Raw genomic sequence first — 27,000 nt, forward strand, 5'->3', positions numbered from 1 at the left:
AGGGGAGATCACATATGAAAGCAGTAGTGGTTAATAAAAACAGCAAAGCAAACATCGAAGTGATTGAAAAAGAATTACGTCCGTTACACTCAGGTGAAGCGTTAGTAGATGTAGAGTATTGTGGAGTTTGCCACACTGATTTACACGTTGCGAATCATGATTTTGGTAACACTGATGGCCGTATTCTTGGTCATGAGGGTGTAGGTATTGTTACGAAAATAGCTGATGATGTTACTTCACTAAAGATAGGTGACCGTGTAAGTATTGCATGGATGTTCCAATCTTGTGGACGTTGTGAATATTGCGTAACTGGTAGAGAAACATTTTGCCGTGAAGTTAAAAACGCTGGTTATTCAGTGGATGGTGGTATGGCTGAACAATGTATCGTTACAGCTGATTATGCGGTAAAAGTACCAGAAGGATTAGATCCTGCTCAAGCATCATCAATTACTTGTGCTGGTGTAACTACATATAAAGCTATTAAAGTATCAGATATTAAACCTAGTCAACCTATTGTAATCTATGGCTGCGGTGGATTAGGTAACTTAGCTATCCAATATGCTAAAAATGTATTTGGTGCAAAGGTAATCGCAGTAGACATTAATGACGATAAATTAGCCTTAGCGAAAGAAGTTGGTGCTGATATGACTATCAATCCAATTTCTCAAGGTCCTGCTGATAAAATTGTGCAAGAGAAGTTTGGTGGCGCTTATGCTGCGGTAGTAACAGCAGTCTCTAAAGTAGCCTTTAACTCAGCAGTTGATGCAGTACGTGCTTGCGGTAAAGTAGTTGCAGTAGGGCTACCAGTAGAAACAATGGACTTAAACATCCCACGACTTGTACTGGATGGAATTGAAGTAGTTGGTTCTCTAGTTGGTACTCGTAAAGATTTGGAAGAGGCGTTTATGTTTGGGGCAGAAGGAAAAGTAGTGCCGGTTGTTCAAACTTGTTCGCTAGATAAAGTACAAAATGTATTCGAAGAAATGGAACAAGGTAGAATTCAAGGGCGTATGGTAATTGATTTTAAAAAACATAATTGTGATTGCAAATAATTCACTTTAAATATAAAAAACATGAGTCTAGCAAAGGACATGTAAAAAAGTTAGACAGCATAAGAAGATGATCCCTGTATTTAATAGGGATCATCTTCTTTATTTTCTACTAATATCGATGCCAATTAATACTTCATTAATGAGAAATGATTAAAGGTTTACTTTATTTGCAAACGAAAAGGAATCTTTATGTTTAACAAATTTTTTATGATCTGGAACGTTTTGAATTGCTACAATTTGCGAATCTCTTGCTTTCAGTGCATCTTGAATCCCGATGGTCATAAGCTTAATAAATAGAATCGTAATAAAGAATGAAGCGAGAGTATAAAAAATAATCCACCATGAAAGATTCATTTCATTACGATTTAATCCAATAAGACCTGCCCAATCATTAGATAGAGAAACAGGTTTGAGCACTCCGTCATAGAGTTCACGCATTTGTATGCCGCCAATTACAATGTTAAGCAACGCTAAATGGATAACGAGTATGAGTGTTTGGACGATATGTTCCATAAATAATACAAATAAGCGGTCAAGTAATAAGACTCGTAAGTGTTTTTTTATAATATGAAAACGACTAGCCCCCAGTAATTGTGAACTTAAGATGTAATCTTGTTTCATAAATTCATCAACCTCTGAGGATATGTATAAAGAAAGTGTAGGCAGAGCGACGAAAATAAGTACGAGTACTTGATAAAACGTAAATGAAATATTTGGATCTACCCCATCAGCATTTGATGTGATTATAATATTAACGGGCGTGATGAGTATGAATGCGATAAATAGAGTTGGAATGTAATAAAAAACTTCTGAGCATGACTGGAAAAATCTCTTGAGTTTTGGAGCAAATAAACTTAAGAGGATTCCTATACATGTTCCGCATAAAATTCGAAAGAAGCTAATTGCCATGGCTAATAAAATAGTGAATTTTGCTCCTTCTACAATTTGTAAGAAAACAGACTCTCCAAAACGATCAGATCCAAAAGGTGGAATTAACGATGGCGGAAAGGGGGCCTTTCCAAGTAATTCGTTATTGTCATTGTAAAGTAACTGAGGAGGTTTTGGGATGTTATCTTTAAAGAACCAACTATAAATAAAACTAGCTGAAATAAGTATGAATAGATAAGTAAAGCCGATTAAAAAGCGTTTTGATTTCCAAATAGATTTCATAATGATACTCCTTTCAATTGCTTTTTCCACCTATTCATCATGAATGAGACTATTTGGAAAATAGCATAAAATGGTAAAATAATCATAACAAGTATGATAAATGCAGCTGGAGGTGAAACAAACGCCTTATTAAATAAAAATTGAATAATGCCTTCCATATTAAAAACAAATTCTAAAATGAATAAATTAGAAAGTAAGAAAACAAAAATCGTTTTTAAATGGTGGAAGAAGTGGATAGATATATTTTTGAATAAATGAATGCATAGTATATAACTTGATGAAAGGCCTTTTCCATATGCAACCTCTACGTAATGTTTTCCTTGCTCTTCTTTTATGTATAACACCATCATCCGAAACATTTGTAATGTAGGTAAGACAGCTAATGATAAAATAGGGAGTAAATAAGCTCGATTTTCATTAAAGGAAATAATAGTGACAGGAGATTCCCCAAATTTCTGAAGTACCCATATGAAAAATATTTGCAAACAGATCATCATCATCATATCAGGGACAGCTTCTAATATGAACACAATTCGGTTTATCCATTTTTTTATATAATCTTTTGCTAAAAAATAAAAAAATGCCATGCTAGATGATAAAAAGAGAGCAAGAAAAAAGGCTAAAAATAATATAGTAAATGAATATAGGTAAGGTTCTAAAACAGTTGGAAATAATGGTGTTTTTTTGAAATGGCCAAACTTCGGGTCTGATCCTATAATCACTAATGATTCAGGGGAAAAAACCTGTTTTAACATAGTAACGGTCTGATTAAAAAAATAAATTGGTTGAAAGGTAAATCCTTGTTGAGTGATAAATAAATAAGGTAAATTTAATAATAGTAAGAGTGATAAAAGAATTGATGAAAGCTTAATTGTGAATTGAGATATTTTATTTAACATTAAATCCCTCCGACATCTTTTTACAACATTATACAATAAATTTCGTGTTGTTGTTTTTATTTTTCTGAAAAATAAAAATACTTTTCGGTTTTATAGTATGCAAGATATATTTACAAGATAAAAAAGTGATAGTAGGGGGCCACGCTCTATGTTTATCAAGATAAAAGACTAGTGAACCTAAAACAATAAATATGAGTAAAATGCACAGAATTCTCATTCTGCGGTTAGTTACTTTTCTTGGCTTGATGGTGATGTTACGTGACCGCTAAAAATGAATATTGCTTTTCAACTTTTTCTTCAAGCAAATAAGTAGAACGTATGGAGGATTATGTATGTGTTGTTAATGAGAGGAAAGAGTGTATTGCGTAACGAATATAACGTAATTTTACCGCATGGAAAAGCTAAATTTAGTATATAAGTGAAATGGAATGAGGGGATTTATTTTTGGTATGAAAAAAATTTCTTTTTATAACTTGATAAATGAAAAAATATTTTATATACTAATTCATGTAAACGGTTTACTAAATCGTATTTTGCTAGTAATGAAGGGAAGATTCGCATGGAAACAAGGGGGAGAGTAATCGGGATTGATATCGGTACCACAAGTACAAAAACGGTTGTGTTCACAGAAAAAGGAAAAGTCATTGCATCACATGCAATCGATTACCCAATTATTCAACCGAATGTAGGATGGGCTGAGCAAGATCCTGATGTAATATGTGCCGCTGTATACAAAAGTGTAAGCGTTGCCATTGAAAAAGGTAATGTATTACCAGAAGATATTTCTTCAATCGGTATTAGTACAGCTATGCACGCATTAATTGCAGTAGATGAAAATGGTGCGCCATTAACGCGTTCTATCATTTGGGCAGATAATCGAAGTACGAAGCAATCAGAAAAATTATTACAACAAATGAATGGGCATGAAATTTATAGACGTACAGGTACACCGATTCATCCGATGTCACCACTTTCTAAATTGTTATGGATGAAAGAAGAGGAACCAGAGTTATATACAAGTGCCTATAAATTCATTTCCATTAAAGAGTATGTGATTTACCAATTATTTTCACGCTACGTAGTTGATTATTCGATTGCTTCTGCTACAGGGTTATTTAATTTAGAAACATTAAACTGGGATGAAGATGTTTTAACTATGTTACATATGTCATCAGAAAAATTATCAACCCCTGTACCAACTACATATATTTTATCAGGTATGAAGCCAGAGTTAGCACAGAAGATGGGGATAAGTGCAGAAACACCAATTGTCATCGGAGCAAGTGATGGGGTTCTTGCAAATGTAGGAGTTGGTGCGATATCACCGGGTGCGGCTGCAATTACGATTGGAACGAGTGGTGCGGTTCGAACAATCTCATCAAATATAAATACAGATGAGAAAGGGAGAACGTTTTGTTATGCATTAACAGATGAGCACTGGGTAATCGGTGGTCCAACGAATAACGGCGGAATATTACTGAGATGGTTACGTGATGAATTTGGTAGTCCAGAGCAAGAAGTAGCAAGAAAGCTCGGCATTGATCCTTATGATTTATTAATTAAATATGCAGAAAGCGTACCAGCTGGAGCGGATGGGCTATTGTTCTTACCTTTCTTATCTGGAGAACGCGCACCTTACTGGAATGCAAATGCTCGTGGTACATTCTTTGGAATCAATCTTCAACATAAGCGAGAACATTTTATACGTGCAGTGATGGAAGGTGTTTGTATGAGTGTATATTCAGTAGCACTCGCAATCAGGGATTGTACAGGGCCACTTACTGAAATACGAGTTTCAGGAGGGTTTGCAAAATCTGCATTTTGGAGACAAATGTTGTCCGATATGATGGGAAAAGAATTGCTTGTACCTGAAAGTCATGAAGCATCTGCGCTTGGGGCAGCGGCAGTTGCTTTATATGCTGTAGGAAAAATTGATTCTCTTGAAGAGGTAAAGGATTGGATTGATATTGTCCATCACCATGTACCGAATAAAGAAAATACGGCTATATATTTAGAAATGTTTTATATGTATGAACGACTTTACAATCGCTTGAAAGAAGAATTTGATTGTATAGCTGCTTTCCAACGTAAACAATAGGGGGATTGGGAGAAATGGTAGTTGGGATCGTACTAGCGGCAGTTGTCATACTACTTTTACTTATTACGGTAGTAAAATGGCATCCATTTGTCGCATTAATTTTAACAGCAATTGGTGTAGGATTAGCAATGGGAATGCCTTTAATTGGAACTTCACCAAAAGATCCAGGGATTATTGATTCTATTAAACTAGGGCTTGGTAATACATTAGGGTTTTTAGCAATAGTTTTAGCACTAGGAACGATGCTTGGAAAAATGATGGCCGAATCTGGTGGTGCTGAACGTATCGCTAACACATTAATTAATCGTTTTGGGAAGAAACGAGTTCACTGGGCGATGATGTTCGTTGCATTTTTAGTAGGGATTCCGGTATTTTTCCAAGTTGGATTTGTACTATTAATTCCGTTAGTATTTACAATTGCGTTAGAAACTGGGGTATCACTTATTACAATTGGTATTCCGCTAGTAGCAGGACTGTCAGTCGTACACGGACTTGTTCCACCGCATCCAGCGGCAATGGCGGCAGTTGGTATTTTTAAAGCAGATGTAGGGAAGACAATTTTATATGCGTTAATTGTCGGACTTCCAACTGCAATTATTTCAGGTCCACTTTACGGGAAATGGATTGGTGCTCGTATACATAAGGAAGTACCATTAGATATAGCGGAGCAATTTGTTGAAAAAGATAATAAAAAAGAGCTTCCTAGCTTTTGGAATACATTGTTTACAATTTTACTTCCAGTATTTCTTATGCTTGGTGCATCAATAGCAGAAGTTGCATTAAATAAAACGAGTCAACTAGCACAAGTATTACACTTTATTGGAGATCCGATTGTGGCTTTATTAATTGCAACCATTTACTCTTTCTTTAGTCTTGGATATGCAAAAGGTTTCTCAAAAGATAAAGTGTTACAATTTACAAATGATTGCCTTGGACCTATTGCAAACATATTGTTAGTGATTGGTGCAGGCGGCGCATTTAATAAAGTATTATTAGATTCTGGAATTGGAACGACAATTGCAGATATGGCGAAAGAATCACATGTTTCACCGATATTATTAGGGTGGGGAATTGCGGCACTAATCCGAATTGCAACTGGATCGGCAACTGTTTCTATGATGACAGCAGCTGGTATTGTTGCGCCGATTGCAGCAAGCACACCAGGTGTAAATGTTGAATTATTAGCACTTGCAACTGGTGCAGGGTCATTAATTTTATCACACGTGAATGATTCAGGATTTTGGATGATTAAAGAGTATTTCGGAATGACTGTGAAAGAAACATTATTAACATGGACTGCAATGGAGACTATATTATCTGTAGTAGCACTTGGGCTAATTTCGATATTAAATATATTTGTATAGAATAGGAGATTGATTAATATGAAACTAGGTTTAATTGGATTAGGAAAAATGGGATTTCCATTAGCTGAACACTTATATGAAGACAAGCATGAAGTAGTTGTATACGATGTAAATAAAGAGCTTGTTGAAAAGGCAGGAAAACTAGGAATTACTGCACGTCATACCTTAAAAGAAATGATTGCTGAACTAGAAGCTCCTCGTACAATTTGGGTAATGGTGCCTGCAGGAGAAGTTGTAGAGTCAGTACTAAAAGATGTATATCCATTATTAGATGAAGGTGATATCGTTATTGAAGGCGGAAATTCATTCTATAAAGATACGTTACGCCGTGCTGAAGAAGCAAAAAGCTTCGGATTACATTATGTAGATATCGGTACATCAGGCGGTGTAGAAGGAGCTAGATACGGTGCTTGCTTAATGGTTGGTGGAGAAAAAGAAATTTACGACCAATTAGAACCTTTATTTAAAGATTTAGCAGTAGAAAATGGCTATTCTTATGCTGGCCGTGTTGGTAGTGGTCATTTCTTGAAAATGGTTCATAACGGTATTGAGTACGGCATGATGCAAGCAATCGCTGAAGGATTTGAAGTACTAGATAAGAGTGACTTTGATTTCAATTATGAAGATGTTGCAAAAGTATGGGCTAACGGATCAGTTATCCGTGGTTGGTTAATGGACTTAACTGAAAAAGCATTTGCAGAAGATCCGAAACTAGATGGCATTAAAGGTGTAATGAACTCTTCAGGAGAAGGAAAATGGACTGTTGAAACTGCACTTGAACTTCAAGCTGCAGCACCAGTTATCGCTATGTCATTATTTATGCGCTATCGTTCTCAGGAAGATGATACATTCCATGGAAAAGTAGTTTCAGCATTACGTAATCAGTTCGGTGGACATGAAGTTGTGAAAAAATAAGGATGTTTTTAAAAAGAAACTTGTGTATAAGCGCAAGTTTCTTTTTTATAGTTTAAGAAATTACTAATTTAAAAATACCAATCAATCATCGTTTTTTTGTCACAAATGATAGCTTCGACGTTCATTGAATGAACAATATATTCTATATTTTCTTCTTTAGCTAATAATAAGGTTGTAAAGGAATCTTATATACTCATAAACGCATACTCATTATCTTCGCCAGTAATAATTAACTCATTATTGCTAATGTCCCAAATATCTAATGGAGTAGTATTATTTACCTGTAATAATCCGTTTGTATCAAGAATTGGTTCAGAGAAATATAGATTTTTTGCACCTTTAGAACCGAGGAGTTTAAGTAATTTGTGTAATAAAAATATAGACGTATAATCTTCTGTTGGATAATAAAGATCTTTTTTTAAGTTTGAATGTAGCTTTTCAGCTAAATCCTCTCTTTTATATTCTTCTGAAAGGGCACTAATGGAAGTCAACATGGCCATTGCTAGGTCTGCGTATGAATGTAATCCACTACAAGACATCATTTCCTTCCAAGAAACGGATTTCCCATTATAAATGATTTCTTCAGCGCTAGGATAGATGTGCTCATATGGTCTTTTTCTCACAGACTTTTCCCATTCTAAAGGCATTTGAATAAAAGGATGTAGCAATATATCTGCAGATTTAAAGTTTCTTGGTAGTTGTTCTAAAATTGGTGATTTGTCATCTAGCCAAATGTAATCCAACAAAATATAACCTCCTCTTAGACTTTGAAATGTACGGATTCCCGTATTATGTTTTTTGTATTGATTGTATCAAATATAAAGCGAAGCATGAAATATGTCCCAACATAAAAGTAAGAATAAATAAAATGAAGTTTTCATAAATAGTAAAAGGGTGCTTATGTCATCAGTATAGCTAAGAAATGTTGTTACATATGAGAAGAGCGTGTTAATAAAATATGAGGTGGTTAAATGGGAAATGAGCAAGTGAAGTCTGTAAAGGAAGAAAAAAAGTTATGTCTTTGTATGATCGTTAAAAATGAGTCTAGAATTATGGAAAGATGTTTAAATGCAACAAAATCAATTGTAGACTTTGTTTCTATTTGTGATACTGGATCGACGGATAATACGCCTGAAATTATTGAAAATTGGTGTAAGGAAAATGAGATACCTGGGACGGTTCATCATGAGCCGTTTAAAAACTTTGGTTATAACAGAAGCTTAGCTGTTTCGTTAGCGCAAAAAACATACCCAGAAGCAGATTATTTATTAATATTAGATGCGGATATGATTTTAGAGGTTGATCCGAATTTCGATAAAACGAGCTTAACGGAAGATCATTATCTTACATTACAATATGATGTTCATATTAAATATTGGCTTACACGTCTTTTAAAAGCTTCTTTACCATGGAAATCTGTCGGTGTTACTCATGAGTATTGGGATATAGATCGTTCAAAAGTTGGAGCGAATTACAATACGAGGGTAGCTCGGTTAGAGACTCTTGTCGTGAATGATCCCGGAGATGGCGGGAGCAAAGCTGATAAATTTGAAAGAGATGAGAGGTTGTTGTTACAGGGAATAAACGACCCAGAAACAACGCCAGATTTGCATATAAGATATTTATTTTATTTAGCTCAGACTTATTTTCATTTAAGTCAATTTGAGAATTCAATTAAATGGTATAAAAAACGTGTGGAAGCAGGAGGATGGGTTGAAGAGGTATTCTATTCGTTATTGCGAATAGGATTTTGTTATGAGCAGTTAGCAAATCGTTCAGCAAATAAACAAAATGAAGTGACAGATGCTGATGAAAAAGAAACTGTTAAAGGGCAAGAAGAGCAATATTTAGCGTTAGCTGTTTTTTATTTTCAAAAAGCTTGGGAATATAGACCAACCCGGGCTGAACCATTATACCAACTTGCAAGGTTGTATCGATTACGATCTCAAAACAATATTGCTTTGATGTATGCTCTGCAAGGGAAGGAAATTCCTTTTCCAAAGGATGATCTACTATTTGTAGATTATCATGTGTATGATTACTTATTTGACTATGAAATTTCTATTAGTGCTTTCTATATACCTCATAAAAAACATTTAGGGGCGGTGTCGCAAAAGTATTTGGAATCGATAAAAGAAAAGATTCCATTTCATATAGCAAATATAGTAGAGAATAATGCGAAATTTTATTAAATACATTTTCGATTAAAGGAGTAGTGGAGTAATCATGGAATTAATACGATGGGCGATTGAACTAGGAGAATCGGTGCATGGAAATACGTATGAAGAATTGATGCCACTACTAGACTATTATTATGATCGTGATCATTTAAAAGCGTATTGTATCGCAAATCTTCTTTTAAACATGGATGTATTAGATGAGGACCGGGAAAGAATCGAATTAAGAAGATGCATCGCTGCTTATTATGCTGGATTATATAAAGTAGCAAGAAAACATGCAAATGAGTTGGTACTTAAACATCCGGATGTAGATCTATATAAAAATAATTTAAGATTAATGGAAGTTTATTTGAATAAAGAATATGATTATTGTCTTTTTATATGCCCAAAGACATACGGTAGTTTCATAGATATTGCGCGAGCTTTAAAGTGGAGGTTGGAGCAGGAGGGAAATACAGTAATTATATCAGAAACAATACTGGAAAATGTAAAGAATACAGTTGTTTTTGGAGCACATACATATGCATATAACCCGAACCTTCTTCCGAAAGATGCAATTGTTTATAATTTAGAACAGCTATACGAAGGAAGTCCATATGCGCACCCCCTTTATTTAATATTATTAAAAGATAGAGTGATTTGGGATTATAGTAAACAAAATATAGAATGGCTTAAACAAAAAGGGGTAGGAAAAGAAATAAAACATGTAGAAATGAACTATGCTCCAACTTTGGAAATAAAAAAAGATGCGTTTGAAGATGAAATTATTGAAGATATTGATATTCTGTTTATAGGTGCTCTTAATCCGAGGCGACAAGCTATTTTTGATCATCTAAAAGCGATTGCCCCGAATTTAAATATAGTTTTTAAAAATAATGCGTGGGGAATTGTTAGAAATGAATTGATTGCTAGAGCTAAAATTATATTAAATATTCATTTTTATTTATCAGGAATTCTTGAAACACCTCGCGTGTCTTATGCAGTCGCAAATAAGAAATTTATTATTTCCGAAAATAGTAATCCAGAAGATGAGGTAGAGTGGCCAGGAATTGTGTTTACTCCGTACGAAAAAATAATTGAAAACGTAATGAAATATATAGAATTACCAGAAGAACGGAAAAGATTAGCGGAAAAAGCATATAATCATTTTGAAGCAAATGAAAGTTTAGGTACATTGAGCATGAGAGATGAAACAAAGTAATTGTACAAAACTCATACGAAAGTATGAGTTCTTTTTTGTTTATCATACTATTTTATGAAACAAGTTAACTCTTTATATTGTGTTTTGTATAGAAATTTCTGATAATATATAAGTAGAACTTGAAAACAAAGGGGAGAAATAATCATGAAACTAGTCGTTATTAACGGTACACCAAGAAAATTTGGTCGAACTCGTGTGGTGGCAAAATATATTGCGGATCAATTTGAAGGGGAATTATATGATTTAGCAATTGAGGAGTTACCTTTATACAATGGAGAAGAGTCACAACGTGATTTAGAGGCAGTAAAAAAATTAAAAACGTTAGTGAAAGCTGCGGATGGGGTTGTATTATGTACACCAGAATATCATAATGCGATGAGCGGTGCGCTGAAAAACTCTTTAGATTACTTAAGTAGTAGTGAATTTATTCATAAACCAGTTGCATTGTTAGCGGTTGCTGGTGGCGGTAAAGGTGGAATAAATGCATTAAACAGCATGCGAACGGTCGCTAGAGGTGTTTATGCAAATGCAATTCCAAAACAAGTTGTGCTTGATGGATTACATGTGCAAGATGGTGAACTTGGAGAAGATGCAAAACCATTAATTCATGATGTAGTTAAAGAATTAAAAGCATATATGAGCGTATATAAAGAGGTGAAAAAACAACTAGGAGTGGAATGATATGTCCTCACTTTATCATGATTCTCGCTTGTATTACATTCTAGGAGCCAATAGTCTATCTGCTATTGGTTCCGGAATTGTTATGATAACGATTCCTTGGCTGTTAATTAAAGAGAGTGGAGGAGAGACAACATTTGGTTATGTTTCTATCATTGCAACCCTCATTATGTTTTTATTAACACCATTCATTGGGCAAAGTATTGATCGTTTTTCAAGAAAATCTTTATTGCTATGTAACGAAGGAATCGGAATAGCCGTAATCGGAATAATGGTTATATGGGGATTTGCTGGGCAACCTTATCATTCTATTCACTATATTCTTATTTATATAGCCGGATCATTCTACTATTTATTGTTTTATCCTACAATATTTGCGTTCAACCAAGAGATATTTCAAGCAGAACATTATAAAAGTTTAAGTGGAACGATGGAAATACAAGGACAGTTAACACAAGTTATTTCTGGAGCGGCTGCGAGCTTCTTAATTGAAATTGTATCTTTGAAGTGGATTTTGTTAGTAGACATGTTAACTTTTGCTGGAGCATTTTTTCTTTTCTTATGTATACCGTACGTAAAGAAAAAAGAAGTGAAAAGAAAAATAACATTTAAGAAGCAATTGTTTGAAGGAATTCACTTTATGAAAAAACGTCCTAAGCTCTTTTGGTTCTTACTGGCCACTTATATGCCGTTTATAGGTGTTATGATGGCAAATTATTTAATACCAGTTTATATTTCGGATATACTTAAAGCCAATGCCTCTGTATACGCAATAGAGGGCACGATGTACGGTGTCGGAGCGGTTGTTGCAGGAATCTGTATTCCACTCATAATGAAATATGTAAAAACAGAAGTTTCAATCGTTATGACGATGTTCATTTATGTAATTTCAATTACCGCAATGATTATTGAACCTTCCGTAATTTTCTTATATGGACTTGCAATTTTTCATGCAGTTGGAAATGCGGGTACAAGAGTGGCGAGAAATGTATTGATGATGGAGGAAATTCCAAACGAAGTAATGGGACGTGTAGACAGCTTATTTCGCCTAATTGGTACTGGAATACGAATTGTATTATTAATGCTGTTTACAGCGGGTGTATCTAAAGCCGGAGTAATGCTTCCGTTTTACGTATTAAGCTGCATATTGATCTTCTCATTAGGAATAGCTATTTATTATGTACTATCACAACGTAAAGTAGCGGCGAATGTTTCTAATAAATCAATCGTTTAAAAAACACTTCTGCCGCCCTTTCTTTTTCTGTATAATAAAAAGAAAGGGAGTGCAAACTTATTTATGAACAAATGGATCTTTCTTATCATTTTATTATTACCGCCACTATATATCATTTATATGACGTTTAAAATGAACAAAGTTGCTCGTGAAAAGTTGAGCTATCACTCTCCGTACGTTCTTATACTGGGTGCAAAGTTATTTGGAGATAGACCGTCTTTATCTCTTCAAAATCGTTTGGATGTAGCGGTGGAGTATTTATTTTCCCATCCTGAAGCGAAAGTAATTGTTTCAGGTGGTCAAGGAGAAGATGAAGATATACCGGAAGCTCACAGCATGAGAAACTATTTAATGGTACACGGTATAGATGAGAGTCGTATTTTAATAGAAGATCAATCTACAAATACGTATGAAAACTTAAAGTTTAGTATGGATTTATATAATGTGAAACATGCAGTAGTTGTAAGTAATACGTATCATTTATATCGAACGAAAATAATTGCAAAGCGTTTAGGCATGAAGATGGAGGCACTAGCTGCTGAAACACCAATTCGTTCTAAGAGAAAAATGTATGTTCGCGAATATGCTGCTATTATGAAAACAATATTGTTCGACCGTTAGAGCTCAAATGTGAGCTCTTTTTTAATTTAAAAGCGTATCATTTGAAATGAATGCCATATTCCATCAAAATAAAGGAAACAACATTAAAGGAGTTGTATTTGTGATTCAATTTAATCATGTGTCAAAATCGTATGAAGATGGCACGAAAGCAGTGGATTCATTGCATTTAGAAATTAAAAAGGGAGAATTTTTTGTTCTCATCGGTCCGAGTGGATGCGGTAAAACAACGACAATGAAGATGATTAATCGTTTAATCGAAACGACTGAAGGATCGCTTTTAATCGATGGAAAAGATATTCAACAATATAATATAAATGAATTACGTTGGGATATAGGATACGTGTTGCAACAGATTGCTTTGTTTCCTCATATGACAATTGCTGAAAATATTGCAATTGTTCCTGAAATGAGGCAATGGAGCAAAAAAGAAATTAAAGCACGCGTCGATGAATTGTTACATATGGTTGGATTAGATCCGGATATTTATCGAAATCGTATGCCTCATGAATTGTCAGGAGGACAAAAACAACGTGTCGGTGTCGTGCGAGCATTAGCTGCAAACCCGAAAATCGTTCTTATGGATGAACCATTTAGTGCGTTAGATCCATTAAGTAGGGAACAGCTTCAGAAGGATATTGTACAGTTGCAAAAAAAGATTCAAAAAACAATCGTATTTGTAACACATGATATGCAAGAAGCATTATCACTTGGAGATCGCATTTGTATTATGAAAGAAGGAAAAGTTGTTCAACTAGATACACCAGAAGGAATTATACATAATCCGAAAAATGAATTTGTAGAGGAGTTTATTGGAAATCGCGGACGAACTTGGTATCAGGGGAAAAGTATAGCAGATGTATTGCCGCTTGATCAAAGTGTGCAATTAGAAGGGCAGGCGCTATCATTACATTCTTCTTTACAAGAAGCGTTAGTTCGTGTGCGTGATGAGGAGGTCGTTCCAGTTGAAAAAAACGGTCAATATATTGGAGCGTTAACAAGTCGTCATATTGTCAATTACATTGTTGAACAAATGAAGGAAAGAGGCTAAACAGTGACTAATTTTATACAAACGTTCCAAGAACGAAAAATAGAATTACTAACTGCATTAAGTGAGCATTTACAAATATCGCTTATTTCATTATTTTTTGCAGTAATTATAGCGGTGCCACTTGGCATCTTATTAACAAGAAAAGAACGAATGGCTGAATTTATAATAGGAACTTCTGCAGTAATGCAGACAGTGCCATCACTTGCATTACTCGGACTATTAATTCCATTAGTAGGAATCGGAAAACTTCCAGCGATTATCGCATTAGTTGTGTATGCACTATTACCTATTTTACGAAATACATATACAGGAATAAGGGAATTAGATGAATCTCTAATAGAAGCCGCGAAAGCTATGGGGATGAATAGTTGGAGAAGATTGTGGAAGGTAGAACTTCCTCTTGCATTGCCTATCATTATGGCCGGTATTCGTACAGCGATGGTATTAATTGTTGGAACGGCTACATTAGCAGCTCTCATTGGTGCTGGTGGGCTCGGTAAGCTTATACTATTAGGTATAGATCGAAATGATCATGCACTTATCATTTTAGGGGCCGTACCAGCCGCGTTACTCGCTTTATTCTTTGATATAGTACTTCGCATACTTGAACGACCGAAACGCTCTTCTAAGCGTGTTATATTGACGATATGTATTGTATGTATAATGATTGCTTCTCCATTTCTTTGGAGTACAGAAAAGAAAGATATTGTTATTGCGGGCAAACTTGGATCAGAACCTGAAATTTTAATTCAAATGTATAAGCAGCTTATTGAACAAGATACAGATTTACACGTACAATTAAAACCAGGTCTTGGAAAAACAGCATTTGTATTTGAAGCGTTGAAATCAGGGGAAGTAGATATATATCCAGAATTTTCAGGAACAGCTTTATCTACTTTCGTGAAAGAAGAACCAAAGAGTACAAATCGTGATGAAGTATATGAGCAGGCTCGCATTGGAATGGAAAAGAAATATAATATGATTATGTTGAAGCCAATGGAGTATAACAATACATATGCACTAGCTATGCCGAAAAAAATAGCAGATCAAAAGAATATAAATACAATTTCTGATTTAGGGAATGTTGCACAGGAAGCCAAAGTAGGATTTACATTGGAATTTGCTGATCGTGAAGATGGTTATAAAGGAATGCAAAAATTATATAACTATAAGTTCTCGAATGTTAAAACGATGGAGCCGAAGCTGCGTTATAGCGCAATTGAATCTGGAGATGTTAACGTAATTGATGCATATTCAACAGATAGTGAATTGGAGCAATACGGACTGAAAGTGCTGAAAGATGATAAAGGGTTATTCCCACCTTATCAAGGAGCACCATTATTAAGAAAAGAAACGTTACAGAAATATCCCGAACTTGAAAAGGTATTAAATAAATTATCTGGAAAGATTACAGATGAAGAAATGCGAAAAATGAATTATGAAGTTAACGTAAATGGTAAAAGTAGTGAAGAAGTCGCAAAACAATTTTTACAAAAAGAGAAGTTACTTCGTTAAATTTACAAGAAATATACAAATTTATATGTTTGAAATGACCGTTCATTACAAAATGAGCGGTTTTTTTGTGCATACTTATACATTTTTTCAAAAAAGTATTCCATTTTTGCTCATTTTCTTTTAGAATAAGTAATGTTTTCCTGAAAAAATATAAGAGAAACGTCTATTAGAGAAAAAGGTGACTTTAATAGTTGAACGAACATAACACCTAGAATGACAGATGGGGTGGTACAAATAGAAAAGAAGTTAGGATTTTTTCCATTAATCGCATTAGTAGTTGGAACAATGGTTGGTGGCGGTGTTTTTAGTTTACCGCATGATTTAGCAGTAGGAGCAAACAGTGGTGCAATAATAATTGGCTGGTGTATTACAGCGATGGGAATGATTCCACTTGCGCTCGTATATCAAACGTTAGCAAGACAAAAACCGGAACTTGAAGGTGGAATTTATAGTTATGCACGTGCTGGTTTCGGTGAATATATTGGATTTAATAGTGCTTGGGGATATTGGCTAGCAGGAATCTTAGGTAATGTCGCAACAATTATGTTACTGTTTAGTACATTAGGTTATTTCTTTCCAATTTTCAAAGGAGGAAATAATGTTGCGTCTATCGTTGGGGCATCACTTTTATTATGGACACTTCATTTTTTAATTTTATTTGGAATCCGTGAAGCTTCTATTATGAATGTGATCGCAACAATAGGGAAGTTAGTTCCAATCGTTTTATTTATTGTTGTAATGGTAACAGCCTTTCGCTGGGACACATTTACACATGATTTTTGGGGAGAAGGAACGATCTCACTTTCCGCTATACTTGGTCAAGTGAAAAATACAATGCTTGTAACACTTTGGGTTTTCATTGGAGTTGAAGGAGCGGTTGTATTATCTGGAAGAGCGAAGAATAGTCGAGATGTTGGTAAGGCAACAGTATTGGGACTTATTTTAGTAATGTCCATTTATATTTTAATTTCTGTCCTGTCAATGGGAGCTATGACAAGAGGCGAACTTTCTGTGTTAGAAACTCCGTCCATGGGACATGTATTAGAGCACGTTGTTGGTCCATGGGGTGCAGTTGCGATTAACATCGGATTAGTTGCTTCACTTGTCGGTACATTAATTGGCTGGTTTTTACTTGTTTCTGAAATTTCTCATGTAGCAGGAAAAGATGGCGTATTTCCGAAAGTCTTTACGAAAACAAATAAGAAGCAAACACCGCACATGGCATTATGGATTTCAAATGGTGTTGCCCAAATTATATTTATCATCGTTTTGTTTTCGGAATCAACATATCAAATTATGTATTTCATTGCATCAACATCAATTTTATTACCATATTTATTATCAGCGTTATTCCAATTTAAATTAGTCATTACAAACGAACTAAAAGACGCTAAATTAAAAAATGGAGCGTTAGCTTTAATTGCTTCTATTTACTCTGTATGGCTTCTTTATGCAGCTGGTTTAAAGAATTTACTACTCGTTTCAATTGTGTATGGAATTGGAATTATTGTTTACACGTTTGCAAGAAAAGAACAAGGGAACCGTTGCTTTGTAGGTGCAGAGAAGTATGTGATGTGGGCAATTATTGTTGCGGCTATCACATCAATATATATGTTATTAACTGGAAATATAAAAATGTAAAAAGTCCTTTTTATTTAAAGGGCTTTTTTCTTTGTTTAGAGAATATTTACTACATAAGATATTCAGGAGGGATGAGAATGGAAGAAAAAGAACAGTTGTCTAGAATAATTGATTTAGCTAGTGAGTTAAGGAAAGTATTAGTGCAAGAATCTTTTTTTAATCATCATCCTGAACTAAGAGGAGTCATTGAAAATTTAGCAAGTTCTGTTGAAAATTTGGCGGAATTACAAATAAGTAAAGATGAAAACGCTGAAGATCGATTACGTTACGTACTTGCGAAAATGAAAATTGCTCATAATGCAATTTTACAAGAGAAAAAAGCATTTCCTTCTCATTAATATAAGTTTTTATTTTGAACCTGGCGGATAACGTCAGGTTTTTTATTTCTAGTTTTTCGTTTCTTTCATACACTAAGAATAGTATGAAAAAAGAAGGTGACTAAGGTGAAATTACATAAAGCTCTTCAGCCAAGTTTTATAAAACGAATGTACTATATGAGATTTTTAGGGAAATTTACAAAAGCTGAGAAAGAGAAGAGTGGAGAGAATTTCTTTGTACACTGCTTATCGCCAATACCATTCACTTTACAGGAACAATTTACAAATGAACCATATGTATTTGAAGGGTTATGTAGCAATAAAAAGAATGAAAAAATCTTTTCGGAATTAAAGAAGAGGAAATTAGAAAAGCAATTAGTAATGTTTCGTCTTTATTATGAAAGAGGAAATGTATACGTGGAGTTAATATGTACAGAAGAACCGAAAGAAATAGCAAGCAGCTATAAAATGATTCCGGCACCTAAAGTTACAAATCATAAAAAAAGAGAATCTTTAGAGCGAAAACTTAGCAACGGTTATTTATCATTTCTTATGCCAAAATTTCCGAAAGACTTTGAGCCTCCCGAATTATTGTGGCACGATGGAAGACTGTACGGAAACATATCCCTAAAGTCATCAATTAGCTCAATCGCCTATTTTGAACAGAAACGTGAATGTAAATATATAAACTGCAGTGACTGGACGAAGTATGTAGAAATAGCGGTAGAAGATCAATTATATTTTGTAAGTGATTATGTATATGAGCAATTAAAAAAACGAATGCATGAAGAAGGTAAGCTAGTTGAAGTAGAGGATATAAAAATACAAAAAGATGAATGGGAATGGGATGAGCGTGAATCGTCCTTTTTACAGTATGTACAAAGTATGGTGCATAATAAAGGGTTATATTTGGATGAAACGGATATTTATAATTTCCATATAAGTGTAAAAACAAATATGTTAACGATTCTTGGTGGTATACCGGGCGTTGGGAAATCACGTTTTGTGCAAACTTATGCAGAAGCATTAGGGTTACAGTATGGGGAAGAGTTGGTTTGGATTCCAATTTCGCCATCGTATCAAGAACCACATGATTTACTTGGTTACCTTCATCCAAATGGTACTTTTATTGAATCTGAAGCGAAGTTAGTTAGGACGTTAATGAAGGCGAAAGAAAATCCAAATCAACTGTATATAATCGTTTTTGATGAAATGAACATGTCTCATATTGAGCATTGGTTTACTCCGTTTCTATCTGTTCTTGAACTTGAAACAAAAAATCGTATTTTAAACTTGTATGAGGGTGTACAGGACATAGAGAATTCAATTCCATCAACAATTGAAATTGGAGAAAATATTATATTTGTAGGTACTGTAAATTTTGATGAAACAACGAAAGAGCTCTCTGATCGATTATTAGACCGAACGAACCTAATAACGTTACAGAAAATTCCGTTTTGTGAGATGGGCATGGAACAGGGGAAAGTCGTATTACATCCACCTTTGAAAGTAACGGCGGGAGAATTTCGGATAAATTGGATGAGAAATAAAGCGATGATTGAAGTGTTTTCTGAAGAAGAATTAGAGCTATTAGATAAGTTGCATGTCGTATTGTCATCACATGACGCGTCTAAGGGAATTTCTTTCCGATGTGCAAATGCAATTGCGACTTATTTGCAAAACATACCGTTTCAAAATAACCATACCTATATGATTAGTAGAGAAGAGGGGTTTGATTTACAAATAAAGCAGCGTGTATTGACGAAAATCAGAGGGACCGAAATGATGGTTGGGCCTTTACTTTCTGAAGAAGCAAAAAGGGGGGCGACCTTAGTACCTCTTTTGCAATCTACACTTGCAAACAGAGTATCTACATTTGAACACTCTTTAGCATATATACGAGAAAAACGTAGAGAACTGGAGTTGTATGGATATGCAAAATGAAGGGCGTTATGAAACAAAAATCGTTGATACGAATGAAACGCTCCCTTTTGTATTAAAGTTAATCATTGGAAATGAGGGGAAAGGAGATTATATTTTATTAAATCGTCTTTGTACATCTACTACAGCATTAGTTCAATGTATTTATAAAGTACAAGAATTAAAACCAATAAGATTGCAGTACAATTATGAAATCCCAATGAATATTACTTTTATATGGAATAAAGTATATGAGGGACAGAAAAATATAAAAGAGGCTCAATATGAAATAAATGAAAAAAAACAAAGAGTATTAATATATGAACACGGGAAAACAGAATTCTTTTATCCATGGCGCTGTGGTCTATACCATTTTGAAGTGCGTATAGAAGATACAACGTATTATGGCGCATTTCAAATCGTACCGAAAAACTTTTTTGATGATCAATTTGAAATGATTCAAGACTATGTGAAGTCAATTTTAAATGAGTTGATTTTGGATAGAGGTTACTATAAAAAAACCTTCTCTGCACTTAGCGATATTGAGGATTCTTCTTATTTAGTGTTACTTAGAAAGTTACCGCAAAAAATGAAAATGATAAAGCAAATCTTTAAGAAAATAGAATCAAGCTCAAAATTTATAAATGAATATAAATGGGAAGGAAAAGAGCGAAAGCCAACAAGAAAAGGAACTATAGTGGCAGAACGAAAACCTTATGCCAAACATTATAATCGTAAGTTTATGGAACAAAAAAATAGTAAGGAAAATGCATTTCTTAAATATAAAGCGATGCAATTTTATCATTATTTAATTGAAGCTAAAAGTTTTTTACGTCAAACAATTGAAATATTAGAAAGAGAAAAAAAGAAAAAATCAGAAGAGTTTCAAGCTGTAAAAACGATTATACAAACAATTGAGCGTAATGGATCAGTAACCGATAGAGAGAAGCAAAAATATAAAAATATACATTTACTAAAAGAAGCCGATTTACGAAAGAGCTCAATGAAAATACAAGAATATAAAATATTGGCGCATATTGTGCATGAAAATGTACAATACTTTCAAATGTTAATGCACTCTTCATTTTGGAGGGAAGTTACTGAAACAAGTAACATGAACTTACATGATTTATCGATACCACATCAACAATTACTACATCATTTAGAAGTACTCCCGCAATATACGGATCAATCTCCATCATTATTATTTGTTTATAAGCCAACGTTTTTAGTGTATGAATATTACGCTTTTTTTATCGTTATTTTACTTTTAGAGCAAATTGGTTTTGAGGCTAGAAACTCCATCCGTGAACAAATACAAGAACATTTTTATGTAGATGGATTACAAGATGGAACGACAGTAGTTTTAGAACGAGATGATATAAAGGTGCATGTCGCATTTAATGACTTAATTGAAACACATCCTCTTATTGCATTAAGTAAAGGTAGTAATTTTTACAATGGTGAGGATACGAAGAAGCCAGATATTCGCTTAGACTGTTATGTAAAAGAAGATGGGAAATACGTGTATAAATCTTCTATTATTATTGAAGTGAAGTATAGTCCAATGTACAATATTTTTCAGCACGTCGGAAATACGAAAGCAACTGAGCAAATGTATAAGTACTGGTCTATAAAGTATGTAGAAGAACAGGATGGAAAGCGAGTCTATTATCGAAGGTCAATTTATGAAGTCATTTGTGTATATCCAGGAAGCCATATGCATAGTAAAAAAATTGAGTCTGGATGCGGTGTTTTCTTGCAGTTATATCCATATAAGACGAAACAAGGGGAAGAGAAATTAGCTGGAAAACATGGGATGGTACAAATTTTTGAAAAATGGCTAAAAAGCATTAAGAAGTAAAAGAAATCCTTTTTCATAAAGGATTTCTTTAGATTAAGAAGAATTATATGCTGTATGGAAAGAAACGTAGTGTAATTTAGATTTGAAAAGTGCTACAAATGTGTTATTAAAAGGAATGTGAGCGCGGGATAAAAGTCGATTAAATTGGAATCTAATTCATTTTGCAGAATATAATAAGTCATAAATATTTTTAGTTGCATACGAAGATTTGTTCTTATATGATAGATAGTGAAAGCGTTATCAAAAAAAACAGAGCGGCGATGGGAAAGGCGGTTAAATATGTTCCAGCGTGTTCAAACAAAGGAAGAACATTTTGGGTTCGAGCAACTATGGGGAGATTTTTGTGAAGAAAGAAACTTAATGTTCGTAGAACGTAATTTAAATCCATCACGATTTTTATTAATAGAAGATGAACATCCTATTGGTACAGTAGAATGTATTAAGTATACGGTACCTGAACAATCGAATTCTGAGTTTTTCTATCCGTTTTCTAAAAATGATTTAGTAAAAGATTTGAAGAATGTATATGAAATAGGCAAGTTAAGTATTTCGAAAACGTCCCGTGGAAGAGGACATTTCAAAAGGCTAACAGCTATTTTATTTATACATGCGTTAGAAACAAAAGCTGAATGGTACATTGCAGCAGTAACAAAAAGAATGTATATGTATTTACTTACACTTGGTTTTCCAATTGAACCAATAGATAATCCTTTTCAGTTTCATGATACTTTACAAGGTGTACCAGTAAGAATTCATGCTCGAAAAGGGGTTACGCATTTGTATTCTTTAAAAGAATTTCGTGATGTGATTCAAGGGAATGCTCATGCACAGGCATTAATTACAGAATACAGTAAAAATATTATGTTAACGAAATAAAGCGAAGTGAATATGTATAATAAAGAGAATAATATTTGTATAGGATATAACTCTTCATTAAAAAAGACCCTTATTATTTTAATAAGGGTCTAAAAATTATAATCCAAATATACTAAAAATCATTTTGCGGCGCTTCGGTTTCTTTTCTCGTTCATATGTTGGTTTTGAATCCGGAGTAATATAAATAGGTTCTTCTTTCGTTAGGGCAGCTTCTAACTTTTGAATTCGCTCTAACATTTCCTCCATTTCACGACGGTGTTGTAAAAGTTGGTACGTGACGACATCATTTGCCTTATCTTGCATTTGTTCTTCCATTCGATCAAGTCTTCTCGTAATAGTGTTTAATTGATTAGCTAATTGCTCAAAATCATTCAATGATATGTTTTGAACAATTGTATTAACTTGAGTTTTTAATTCCTCAACTTCATTTGAGGAAGCCTTTTGAGTAGATTGAGAATTTTGAGATTGCTCTATTTGAAATCGATGGTGTTCTAACATTTGATCGACATCCTCTTGTGTGAAAATAAAGTGGCCATATTTGTTTTTCTCTATCGTAAGATTTAATTGTTGCGCGATCCGGACAACAGCCTTTGGGCTAACACCTAATTTCTTTGCGATAAATGGTGTTTTATATTCCAAAATAATCCCCCCTATATATATCCTGTTGAATGATTTCGAGCTATGAAGTAAGTTCCCTTCTAGTGCGACAAAAGAAGTGTGGAATCGGCAAAGAAAGTGTTTTTTCACGAAATTGAGTTGAGGAGAATAGTTCTTTTAAATAAAAATGTCTTATCGTAACATTTAGAATAATTTGACGAGTGTAAATGAATTAGATTATCATAATGATAAATATCTTTTTTATGTATGCATATAATATATAAAAAGGTGGTTGCTAATGTAGAATTTTGTTAGAGTATTAGAATGCTTACTTCACTTGAATAAAATTAAGTAGGAGGTGGCTTCCTTGCTTACAAAGTAAGTAAGGAAAAGTATTTGGACATATATAGTATAAGTATAGTGATTGTTTTAATTGCCTTAACGGCATTTTTCGTTGCAGCAGAATTTGCAATTGTTAAAGTGAGAAGTTCACGAATTGACTATTTAATTGCAGAAGGAAATAATCGTGCAACATCGGTCAAAACAGTCATTACAAACTTAGACGAATATTTATCTGCTTGTCAGTTAGGAATTACTGTTACAGCTTTAGGAATTGGGTGGTTTGGTAAACCTGCGTTAAAGCAAATGTTTGATACGCTTTTTGCAAATTGGAATATCTCTACTCAACTAGCAGACATTTTTGCTGTAACTTTAGTATTTTTGTTAATTACTTTTTTACATGTTGTAATAGGGGAATTGGCCCCAAAAACATTTGCAATTCAAAAATCTGAACAAGTGAGTTTGCTTGTTTCTAAGCCGTTAATTTTCTTTTATCGTATTGCATTCCCATTCATTTGGCTATTAAATGGTTCAGCTCGAATCATTACGAAGCTGCTAGGGCTGAAACCGCCGAAGGGGCATGATGAGGTTCATTCAGAAGAAGAATTACGGTTGTTAGTTTCAGAAAGTTATAAAAATGGTGAGATTAATCAATCTGAATATAAATATGTAAATAAAATTTTTGAATTTGATGATCGGATTGCAAAAGAAATAATGGTACCTCGAACTGAAATGAATATTATAAGTAAAGAAATGCCTGCTGAAGAAGCTTTGCAAAAAATGTCTCGCGAAAAATATACAAGGTATCCAGTTGTTGATGGCGACAAAGACCACGTAATAGGTTTTGTGAATTTTAAAGATATTTTTACTGAGTTTGTACAACATAAAGCTGTTAATAAGAAGACAGTAGAGCAATATATGAGACCAATTATTTTAGTTATCGATTCTATTCCAATTCATGATTTGTTTTTAAAAATGCAAAAAGAAAGAACACATATTGCTATATTGATAGATGAATATGGTGGGACATCTGGACTTGTTACTGTTGAAGATATTTTGGAAGAAATTGTTGGAGATATTCAGGATGAGTTTGATACGGATGAGCAGCCAGAAATTCAAAAGGTTAGTGAAACGAAGACGATACTAGAGGGAAAAGTACTTGTTAGTGAAGTGAATACGTTATTTGGTTTAGGGATTGATGATGATGGTGTTGATACAATCGGTGGTTGGATTTTAACGAAGAATATAGAGATTGCTGAAGAGGATTTCATTGAAATTGAAAATTATAAGTTTTGTGTGAAAGAATTAGATGGACATTATATAAAAAGATTAGAAGTTACAAAGATAGTAGAATCGATTGTTATTTTAGAAGATGAAAAACAAATTTCGTTACAAGAGCAAATTAGCTCGTAAACTCTGCTATATAGCAGAGTTTTTTTGAGCATAATGTTTTTTGAGGGATAGGGGCTATGATACAATGACATAAGTTGAACCTTTCACCAGGTGAAGTATTGTTGTATACATATATTTGGAAGGAGAAGAAGTATGAAAAAGCATTTATATATAAACGGAAGTTGGAAATCTGTAAACACGTATAAACCATTATACGCACCATATTCTGAAGAAACATTAGCGGAAATTGCACAAGGAACGGAAGAAGATGTAAAAGAGGCTGTTACTGCTGCAAAAAATGCAATGACAAAAATGAATAAATTATCTGCATATGATCGTGCGACTATTTTAGAGAAAGTTGCACAAAAAATGGATGAAAGAAGAGAAGAATTTGCAGAGATTATTGCAAAAGAAGCTGCAAAACCAATACGTGCTGCAAGGGGAGAAGTAGATCGTACTGTTCAAACGTACAAATTTGCAGCTGAAGAAGCGAAGCGTATATATGGTGAGACATTGCCATTAGACGCCGCACCTGGTGCAGATGGGCGTATTGCATATACAATCCGAAAGCCGATTGGGGTTATAGGGGCTATTACACCATTTAATTTCCCATTAAATTTAGTAGCGCATAAAGTTGGACCAGCAATCGCTGCCGGAAATACAGTTGTATTAAAGCCAGCTGATCAAACGCCATTATCATCTTATGCATTAGTTGAGTTATTTGAAGAGGCAGGATTGCCAAATGGAGCTTTAAATATCATTTCTGGCCCTGGCCCCACGGTTGGTGAGGCAATCGTCAAAAATGATTACGTTGCTTCTATTACTTTTACCGGAAGTCCAAAAGTTGGAATCGGAATAAAACAAAAGGCTGGGCTAAAACGAGTTACGTTAGAACTAGGCTCAAATGCTGCTGTTATTATTGATGAAGATGTAGAGTTAACAGATGAAATAATTGAACGTGTAAAATGGGGAGCATTTGTTAATAATGGGCAAGTTTGTATTTCAGTACAACGTGTTTTTGTACATGAAACGAAAATACATGAATTTCTCTCAAAGCTAAAGAAAGCGATGGAATCAGTTGTTGTTGGTGATCCATTGCTTGAGGAAACGGATGTATCAGCTTTAATTTCAAAAAAAGATGTAGAGCGAATTGATATGTGGGTTCAAGAAGCAATTAAGGAAGGAGCAACTGTTTTATGTGGTGGTAAGAAGCAGGATGCAAGAATTTTTGAACCGACTGTATTAACAAATGTTCCAGATCATGTATCTGTGCAGTGCCAAGAAGTATTCGGTCCACTCATGACAGTAAATACATTTAAGGAATTTGATGAAGCGATTGAGCAAGTAAATAATTCGCGTTACGGCTTACAGGCAGGAGTATTTACAAATAATTTATTTAAAGCAATGCGTGCAATTGATGAGCTAGAGGTTGGTGGTGTCATGATTAATGATATTCCAACGTTCAGAGTAGATCATATGCCTTATGGTGGTGTGAAAGAAAGTGGCACGGGACGCGAAGGAATTAAATATGCAATAGAAGAAATGACAGAAATGAAATTAGTATGTATTAAAAAATAAAGTGGAAAAACTTAAAACTTGCACTAAAAAACGAGTAGGAAATGTTTACGATTCCATACTCGTTTTTTACGCTTCTAGTAACTATTTAATTAAGTGTAACTTTTACTTCATTTCTTGTTTGAAAATAGTATCTTCTACATAAATTTGTTCTTTATCTATAGCAGTAGCATGAGTTAATACTAAACCGATTGGTGTTTTTGTATCTTTATTTTGAACAATTGTAAAAGGAACATTTTTTTCGTTTGCTAATTTAATGTATTTTGATAAATGTGGGTAAGCAATGCCACCATTTAGGAGGAGTTGTAATGATTGAGAAGAGCGCATGCTACCCGCCACTTCAGAGTATACATTACTTTGCATTACTTGACCGATTGTTAAAGCGATTTCCACACGCTCACGTAATGTAGTTAAATACATATTACGTTCTTCTGGTTTGTTTTGCTTTTGGCCGTAAATGCCTTCTTGGAGATAATCTTCCACATTTTTATTTACCATATTTTT

Annotated in this window: 22 protein-coding genes and 1 pseudogene; 18 read left to right on the plus strand and 5 right to left on the minus strand. The window is 34.0% G+C overall.

Going from position 1 to position 27,000, the window contains the following annotated elements:
• Positions 1 to 14: 14 nt before the first annotated feature.
• Positions 15 to 1,052: an alcohol dehydrogenase AdhP gene (gene adhP, locus AC3WVZ_RS09940; protein WP_000649120.1), complete on the plus strand. Its 1,038-nt coding sequence runs from the start codon at positions 15 to 17 to the stop codon at positions 1,050 to 1,052.
• A gap of 150 nt (positions 1,053 to 1,202) precedes the next feature.
• Here the strand turns inward: adhP and AC3WVZ_RS09945 are convergent, their stop codons facing one another.
• The gene (locus tag AC3WVZ_RS09945) at positions 1,203 to 2,222 is read right to left on the minus strand and encodes an ABC transporter permease (protein ID WP_000836565.1); all 1,020 of its coding nucleotides are present in this window, start codon (positions 2,220 to 2,222) and stop codon (positions 1,203 to 1,205) included.
• Positions 2,219 to 3,121, minus strand: a complete 903-nt coding sequence (locus AC3WVZ_RS09950) for an ABC transporter permease subunit (protein WP_000932683.1) — start codon at positions 3,119 to 3,121, stop codon at positions 2,219 to 2,221. The genes AC3WVZ_RS09945 and AC3WVZ_RS09950 overlap by 4 nt, the downstream gene beginning before the upstream one ends.
• A 559-nt stretch (positions 3,122 to 3,680) precedes the next feature.
• On the opposite strand from AC3WVZ_RS09950, the gene gntK reads away from it, so the two are divergent.
• Genes gntK through gnd form a run of 3 tightly spaced genes read left to right on the plus strand, consistent with a single transcriptional unit; the run spans position 3,681 to position 7,498 of the window.
• Positions 3,681 to 5,219: a gluconokinase gene (gntK, locus tag AC3WVZ_RS09955; protein WP_000450003.1), complete on the plus strand. Its 1,539-nt coding sequence runs from the start codon at positions 3,681 to 3,683 to the stop codon at positions 5,217 to 5,219.
• A 14-nt stretch (positions 5,220 to 5,233) separates the two neighbouring features.
• Positions 5,234 to 6,583 (plus strand): GntP family permease, encoded by a 1,350-nt coding sequence (locus tag AC3WVZ_RS09960; protein ID WP_142408454.1) that lies wholly within the window; start codon positions 5,234 to 5,236, stop codon positions 6,581 to 6,583.
• Between the two features lie 18 nt (positions 6,584 to 6,601).
• Positions 6,602 to 7,498 (plus strand): phosphogluconate dehydrogenase (NAD(+)-dependent, decarboxylating), encoded by an 897-nt coding sequence (gnd, locus tag AC3WVZ_RS09965; protein WP_000765995.1) that lies wholly within the window; start codon positions 6,602 to 6,604, stop codon positions 7,496 to 7,498.
• Between the two features lie 68 nt (positions 7,499 to 7,566).
• Here the strand turns inward: gnd and AC3WVZ_RS09970 are convergent.
• Positions 7,567 to 8,330, minus strand: a pseudogene (locus tag AC3WVZ_RS09970) (DUF2711 domain-containing protein).
• A 139-nt stretch (positions 8,331 to 8,469) separates the two neighbouring features.
• Here AC3WVZ_RS09970 and AC3WVZ_RS09975 point away from each other — a divergent pair.
• The 12 genes from AC3WVZ_RS09975 (at position 8,470) to AC3WVZ_RS10030 (ending at position 22,593) form a co-directional block, all read left to right on the plus strand.
• A complete protein-coding gene (locus AC3WVZ_RS09975; protein WP_000526219.1) occupies positions 8,470 to 9,690 on the plus strand; it encodes a glycosyltransferase in 1,221 nt (406 codons plus the stop codon).
• A gap of 34 nt (positions 9,691 to 9,724) precedes the next feature.
• Positions 9,725 to 10,879, plus strand: a complete 1,155-nt coding sequence (locus AC3WVZ_RS09980) for a CgeB family protein (protein ID WP_000420428.1) — start codon at positions 9,725 to 9,727, stop codon at positions 10,877 to 10,879.
• A gap of 144 nt (positions 10,880 to 11,023) precedes the next feature.
• Positions 11,024 to 11,560: an NADPH-dependent FMN reductase gene (locus tag AC3WVZ_RS09985; RefSeq protein WP_000780355.1), complete on the plus strand. Its 537-nt coding sequence runs from the start codon at positions 11,024 to 11,026 to the stop codon at positions 11,558 to 11,560.
• A gap of 1 nt (position 11,561) precedes the next feature.
• Positions 11,562 to 12,791 carry an MFS transporter gene (locus tag AC3WVZ_RS09990; RefSeq protein ID WP_000097165.1) on the plus strand — a complete coding sequence of 410 codons (1,230 nt, stop codon included), beginning with the start codon at positions 11,562 to 11,564 and terminating at the stop codon, positions 12,789 to 12,791.
• 63 nt (positions 12,792 to 12,854) lie between these two features.
• Positions 12,855 to 13,412 (plus strand): YdcF family protein, encoded by a 558-nt coding sequence (locus AC3WVZ_RS09995; RefSeq protein WP_233936329.1) that lies wholly within the window; start codon positions 12,855 to 12,857, stop codon positions 13,410 to 13,412.
• Positions 13,413 to 13,512: 100 nt separating this feature from the next.
• On the plus strand, positions 13,513 to 14,460 hold the full coding sequence (locus AC3WVZ_RS10000; protein WP_016124535.1) for an ABC transporter ATP-binding protein: 948 nt from the start codon (positions 13,513 to 13,515) through the stop codon (positions 14,458 to 14,460).
• A 3-nt stretch (positions 14,461 to 14,463) separates the two neighbouring features.
• Positions 14,464 to 15,975, plus strand: a complete 1,512-nt coding sequence (locus AC3WVZ_RS10005; RefSeq protein ID WP_000181014.1) for an ABC transporter permease/substrate-binding protein — start codon at positions 14,464 to 14,466, stop codon at positions 15,973 to 15,975.
• 213 nt (positions 15,976 to 16,188) lie between these two features.
• Entirely contained in the window at positions 16,189 to 17,616 is a 1,428-nt protein-coding gene (locus tag AC3WVZ_RS10010; RefSeq protein WP_000129444.1) for a basic amino acid/polyamine antiporter, read from the plus strand.
• Positions 17,617 to 17,693: 77 nt separating this feature from the next.
• On the plus strand, positions 17,694 to 17,954 hold the full coding sequence (locus tag AC3WVZ_RS10015) for a hypothetical protein (protein WP_000391445.1): 261 nt from the start codon (positions 17,694 to 17,696) through the stop codon (positions 17,952 to 17,954).
• Positions 17,955 to 18,059: 105 nt separating this feature from the next.
• Positions 18,060 to 19,877: a DUF8727 domain-containing protein gene (locus AC3WVZ_RS10020; protein ID WP_000766187.1), complete on the plus strand. Its 1,818-nt coding sequence runs from the start codon at positions 18,060 to 18,062 to the stop codon at positions 19,875 to 19,877.
• Positions 19,867 to 21,717 carry a hypothetical protein gene (locus AC3WVZ_RS10025; RefSeq protein WP_063536284.1) on the plus strand — a complete coding sequence of 617 codons (1,851 nt, stop codon included), beginning with the start codon at positions 19,867 to 19,869 and terminating at the stop codon, positions 21,715 to 21,717. Before AC3WVZ_RS10020 ends, AC3WVZ_RS10025 begins: the two co-directional genes overlap by 11 nt.
• Positions 21,718 to 21,996: 279 nt before the next feature.
• On the plus strand, positions 21,997 to 22,593 hold the full coding sequence (locus tag AC3WVZ_RS10030) for a hypothetical protein (protein WP_000487796.1): 597 nt from the start codon (positions 21,997 to 21,999) through the stop codon (positions 22,591 to 22,593).
• Between the two features lie 96 nt (positions 22,594 to 22,689).
• Here the strand turns inward: AC3WVZ_RS10030 and racA are convergent, their stop codons facing one another.
• Positions 22,690 to 23,232: a chromosome-anchoring protein RacA gene (racA, locus tag AC3WVZ_RS10035; protein WP_139846921.1), complete on the minus strand. Its 543-nt coding sequence runs from the start codon at positions 23,230 to 23,232 to the stop codon at positions 22,690 to 22,692.
• A gap of 354 nt (positions 23,233 to 23,586) precedes the next feature.
• Between racA and AC3WVZ_RS10040 the strand changes: the two genes are divergently transcribed.
• A complete protein-coding gene (locus tag AC3WVZ_RS10040; RefSeq protein ID WP_233936330.1) occupies positions 23,587 to 24,942 on the plus strand; it encodes a hemolysin family protein in 1,356 nt (451 codons plus the stop codon).
• 132 nt (positions 24,943 to 25,074) lie between these two features.
• Positions 25,075 to 26,499 (plus strand): aldehyde dehydrogenase family protein, encoded by a 1,425-nt coding sequence (locus AC3WVZ_RS10045; protein ID WP_065382285.1) that lies wholly within the window; start codon positions 25,075 to 25,077, stop codon positions 26,497 to 26,499.
• Positions 26,500 to 26,601: 102 nt separating this feature from the next.
• On the opposite strand, the gene AC3WVZ_RS10050 is transcribed toward AC3WVZ_RS10045, so the two are convergent.
• A complete protein-coding gene (locus AC3WVZ_RS10050; protein WP_000247558.1) occupies positions 26,602 to 26,994 on the minus strand; it encodes a YueI family protein in 393 nt (130 codons plus the stop codon).
• Between the last annotated feature and the right edge of the window lie 6 nt (positions 26,995 to 27,000).

The organism is Bacillus sp. CPT56D-587-MTF (assembly GCF_058792335.1).

What these genes read in the sequence shown, in the direction of transcription:
- AC3WVZ_RS09985 (WP_000780355.1), top strand. Translation starts at nt 11,024, where the DNA reads ATGAAACTAGTCGTTATTAACGGTACACCAAGAAAATTTGGTCGAACT.
- AC3WVZ_RS10045 (WP_065382285.1), top strand. Translation starts at nt 25,075, where the DNA reads ATGAAAAAGCATTTATATATAAACGGAAGTTGGAAATCTGTAAACACG.
- gnd (WP_000765995.1), top strand. Translation starts at nt 6,602, where the DNA reads ATGAAACTAGGTTTAATTGGATTAGGAAAAATGGGATTTCCATTAGCT.
- AC3WVZ_RS09945 (WP_000836565.1), bottom strand. Translation starts at nt 2,222, where the DNA reads ATGAAATCTATTTGGAAATCAAAACGCTTTTTAATCGGCTTTACTTAT.
- AC3WVZ_RS10025 (WP_063536284.1), top strand. Translation starts at nt 19,867, where the DNA reads ATGCAAAATGAAGGGCGTTATGAAACAAAAATCGTTGATACGAATGAA.
- AC3WVZ_RS09960 (WP_142408454.1), top strand. Translation starts at nt 5,234, where the DNA reads ATGGTAGTTGGGATCGTACTAGCGGCAGTTGTCATACTACTTTTACTT.
- AC3WVZ_RS10010 (WP_000129444.1), top strand. Translation starts at nt 16,189, where the DNA reads ATGACAGATGGGGTGGTACAAATAGAAAAGAAGTTAGGATTTTTTCCA.
- AC3WVZ_RS09995 (WP_233936329.1), top strand. Translation starts at nt 12,855, where the DNA reads ATGAACAAATGGATCTTTCTTATCATTTTATTATTACCGCCACTATAT.
- AC3WVZ_RS10050 (WP_000247558.1), bottom strand. Translation starts at nt 26,994, where the DNA reads ATGGTAAATAAAAATGTGGAAGATTATCTCCAAGAAGGCATTTACGGC.
- gntK (WP_000450003.1), top strand. Translation starts at nt 3,681, where the DNA reads ATGGAAACAAGGGGGAGAGTAATCGGGATTGATATCGGTACCACAAGT.
- AC3WVZ_RS09990 (WP_000097165.1), top strand. Translation starts at nt 11,562, where the DNA reads ATGTCCTCACTTTATCATGATTCTCGCTTGTATTACATTCTAGGAGCC.
- AC3WVZ_RS10015 (WP_000391445.1), top strand. Translation starts at nt 17,694, where the DNA reads ATGGAAGAAAAAGAACAGTTGTCTAGAATAATTGATTTAGCTAGTGAG.
- AC3WVZ_RS09950 (WP_000932683.1), bottom strand. Translation starts at nt 3,121, where the DNA reads ATGTTAAATAAAATATCTCAATTCACAATTAAGCTTTCATCAATTCTT.
- adhP (WP_000649120.1), top strand. Translation starts at nt 15, where the DNA reads ATGAAAGCAGTAGTGGTTAATAAAAACAGCAAAGCAAACATCGAAGTG.
- AC3WVZ_RS09975 (WP_000526219.1), top strand. Translation starts at nt 8,470, where the DNA reads ATGGGAAATGAGCAAGTGAAGTCTGTAAAGGAAGAAAAAAAGTTATGT.
- AC3WVZ_RS09980 (WP_000420428.1), top strand. Translation starts at nt 9,725, where the DNA reads ATGGAATTAATACGATGGGCGATTGAACTAGGAGAATCGGTGCATGGA.
- AC3WVZ_RS10030 (WP_000487796.1), top strand. Translation starts at nt 21,997, where the DNA reads ATGTTCCAGCGTGTTCAAACAAAGGAAGAACATTTTGGGTTCGAGCAA.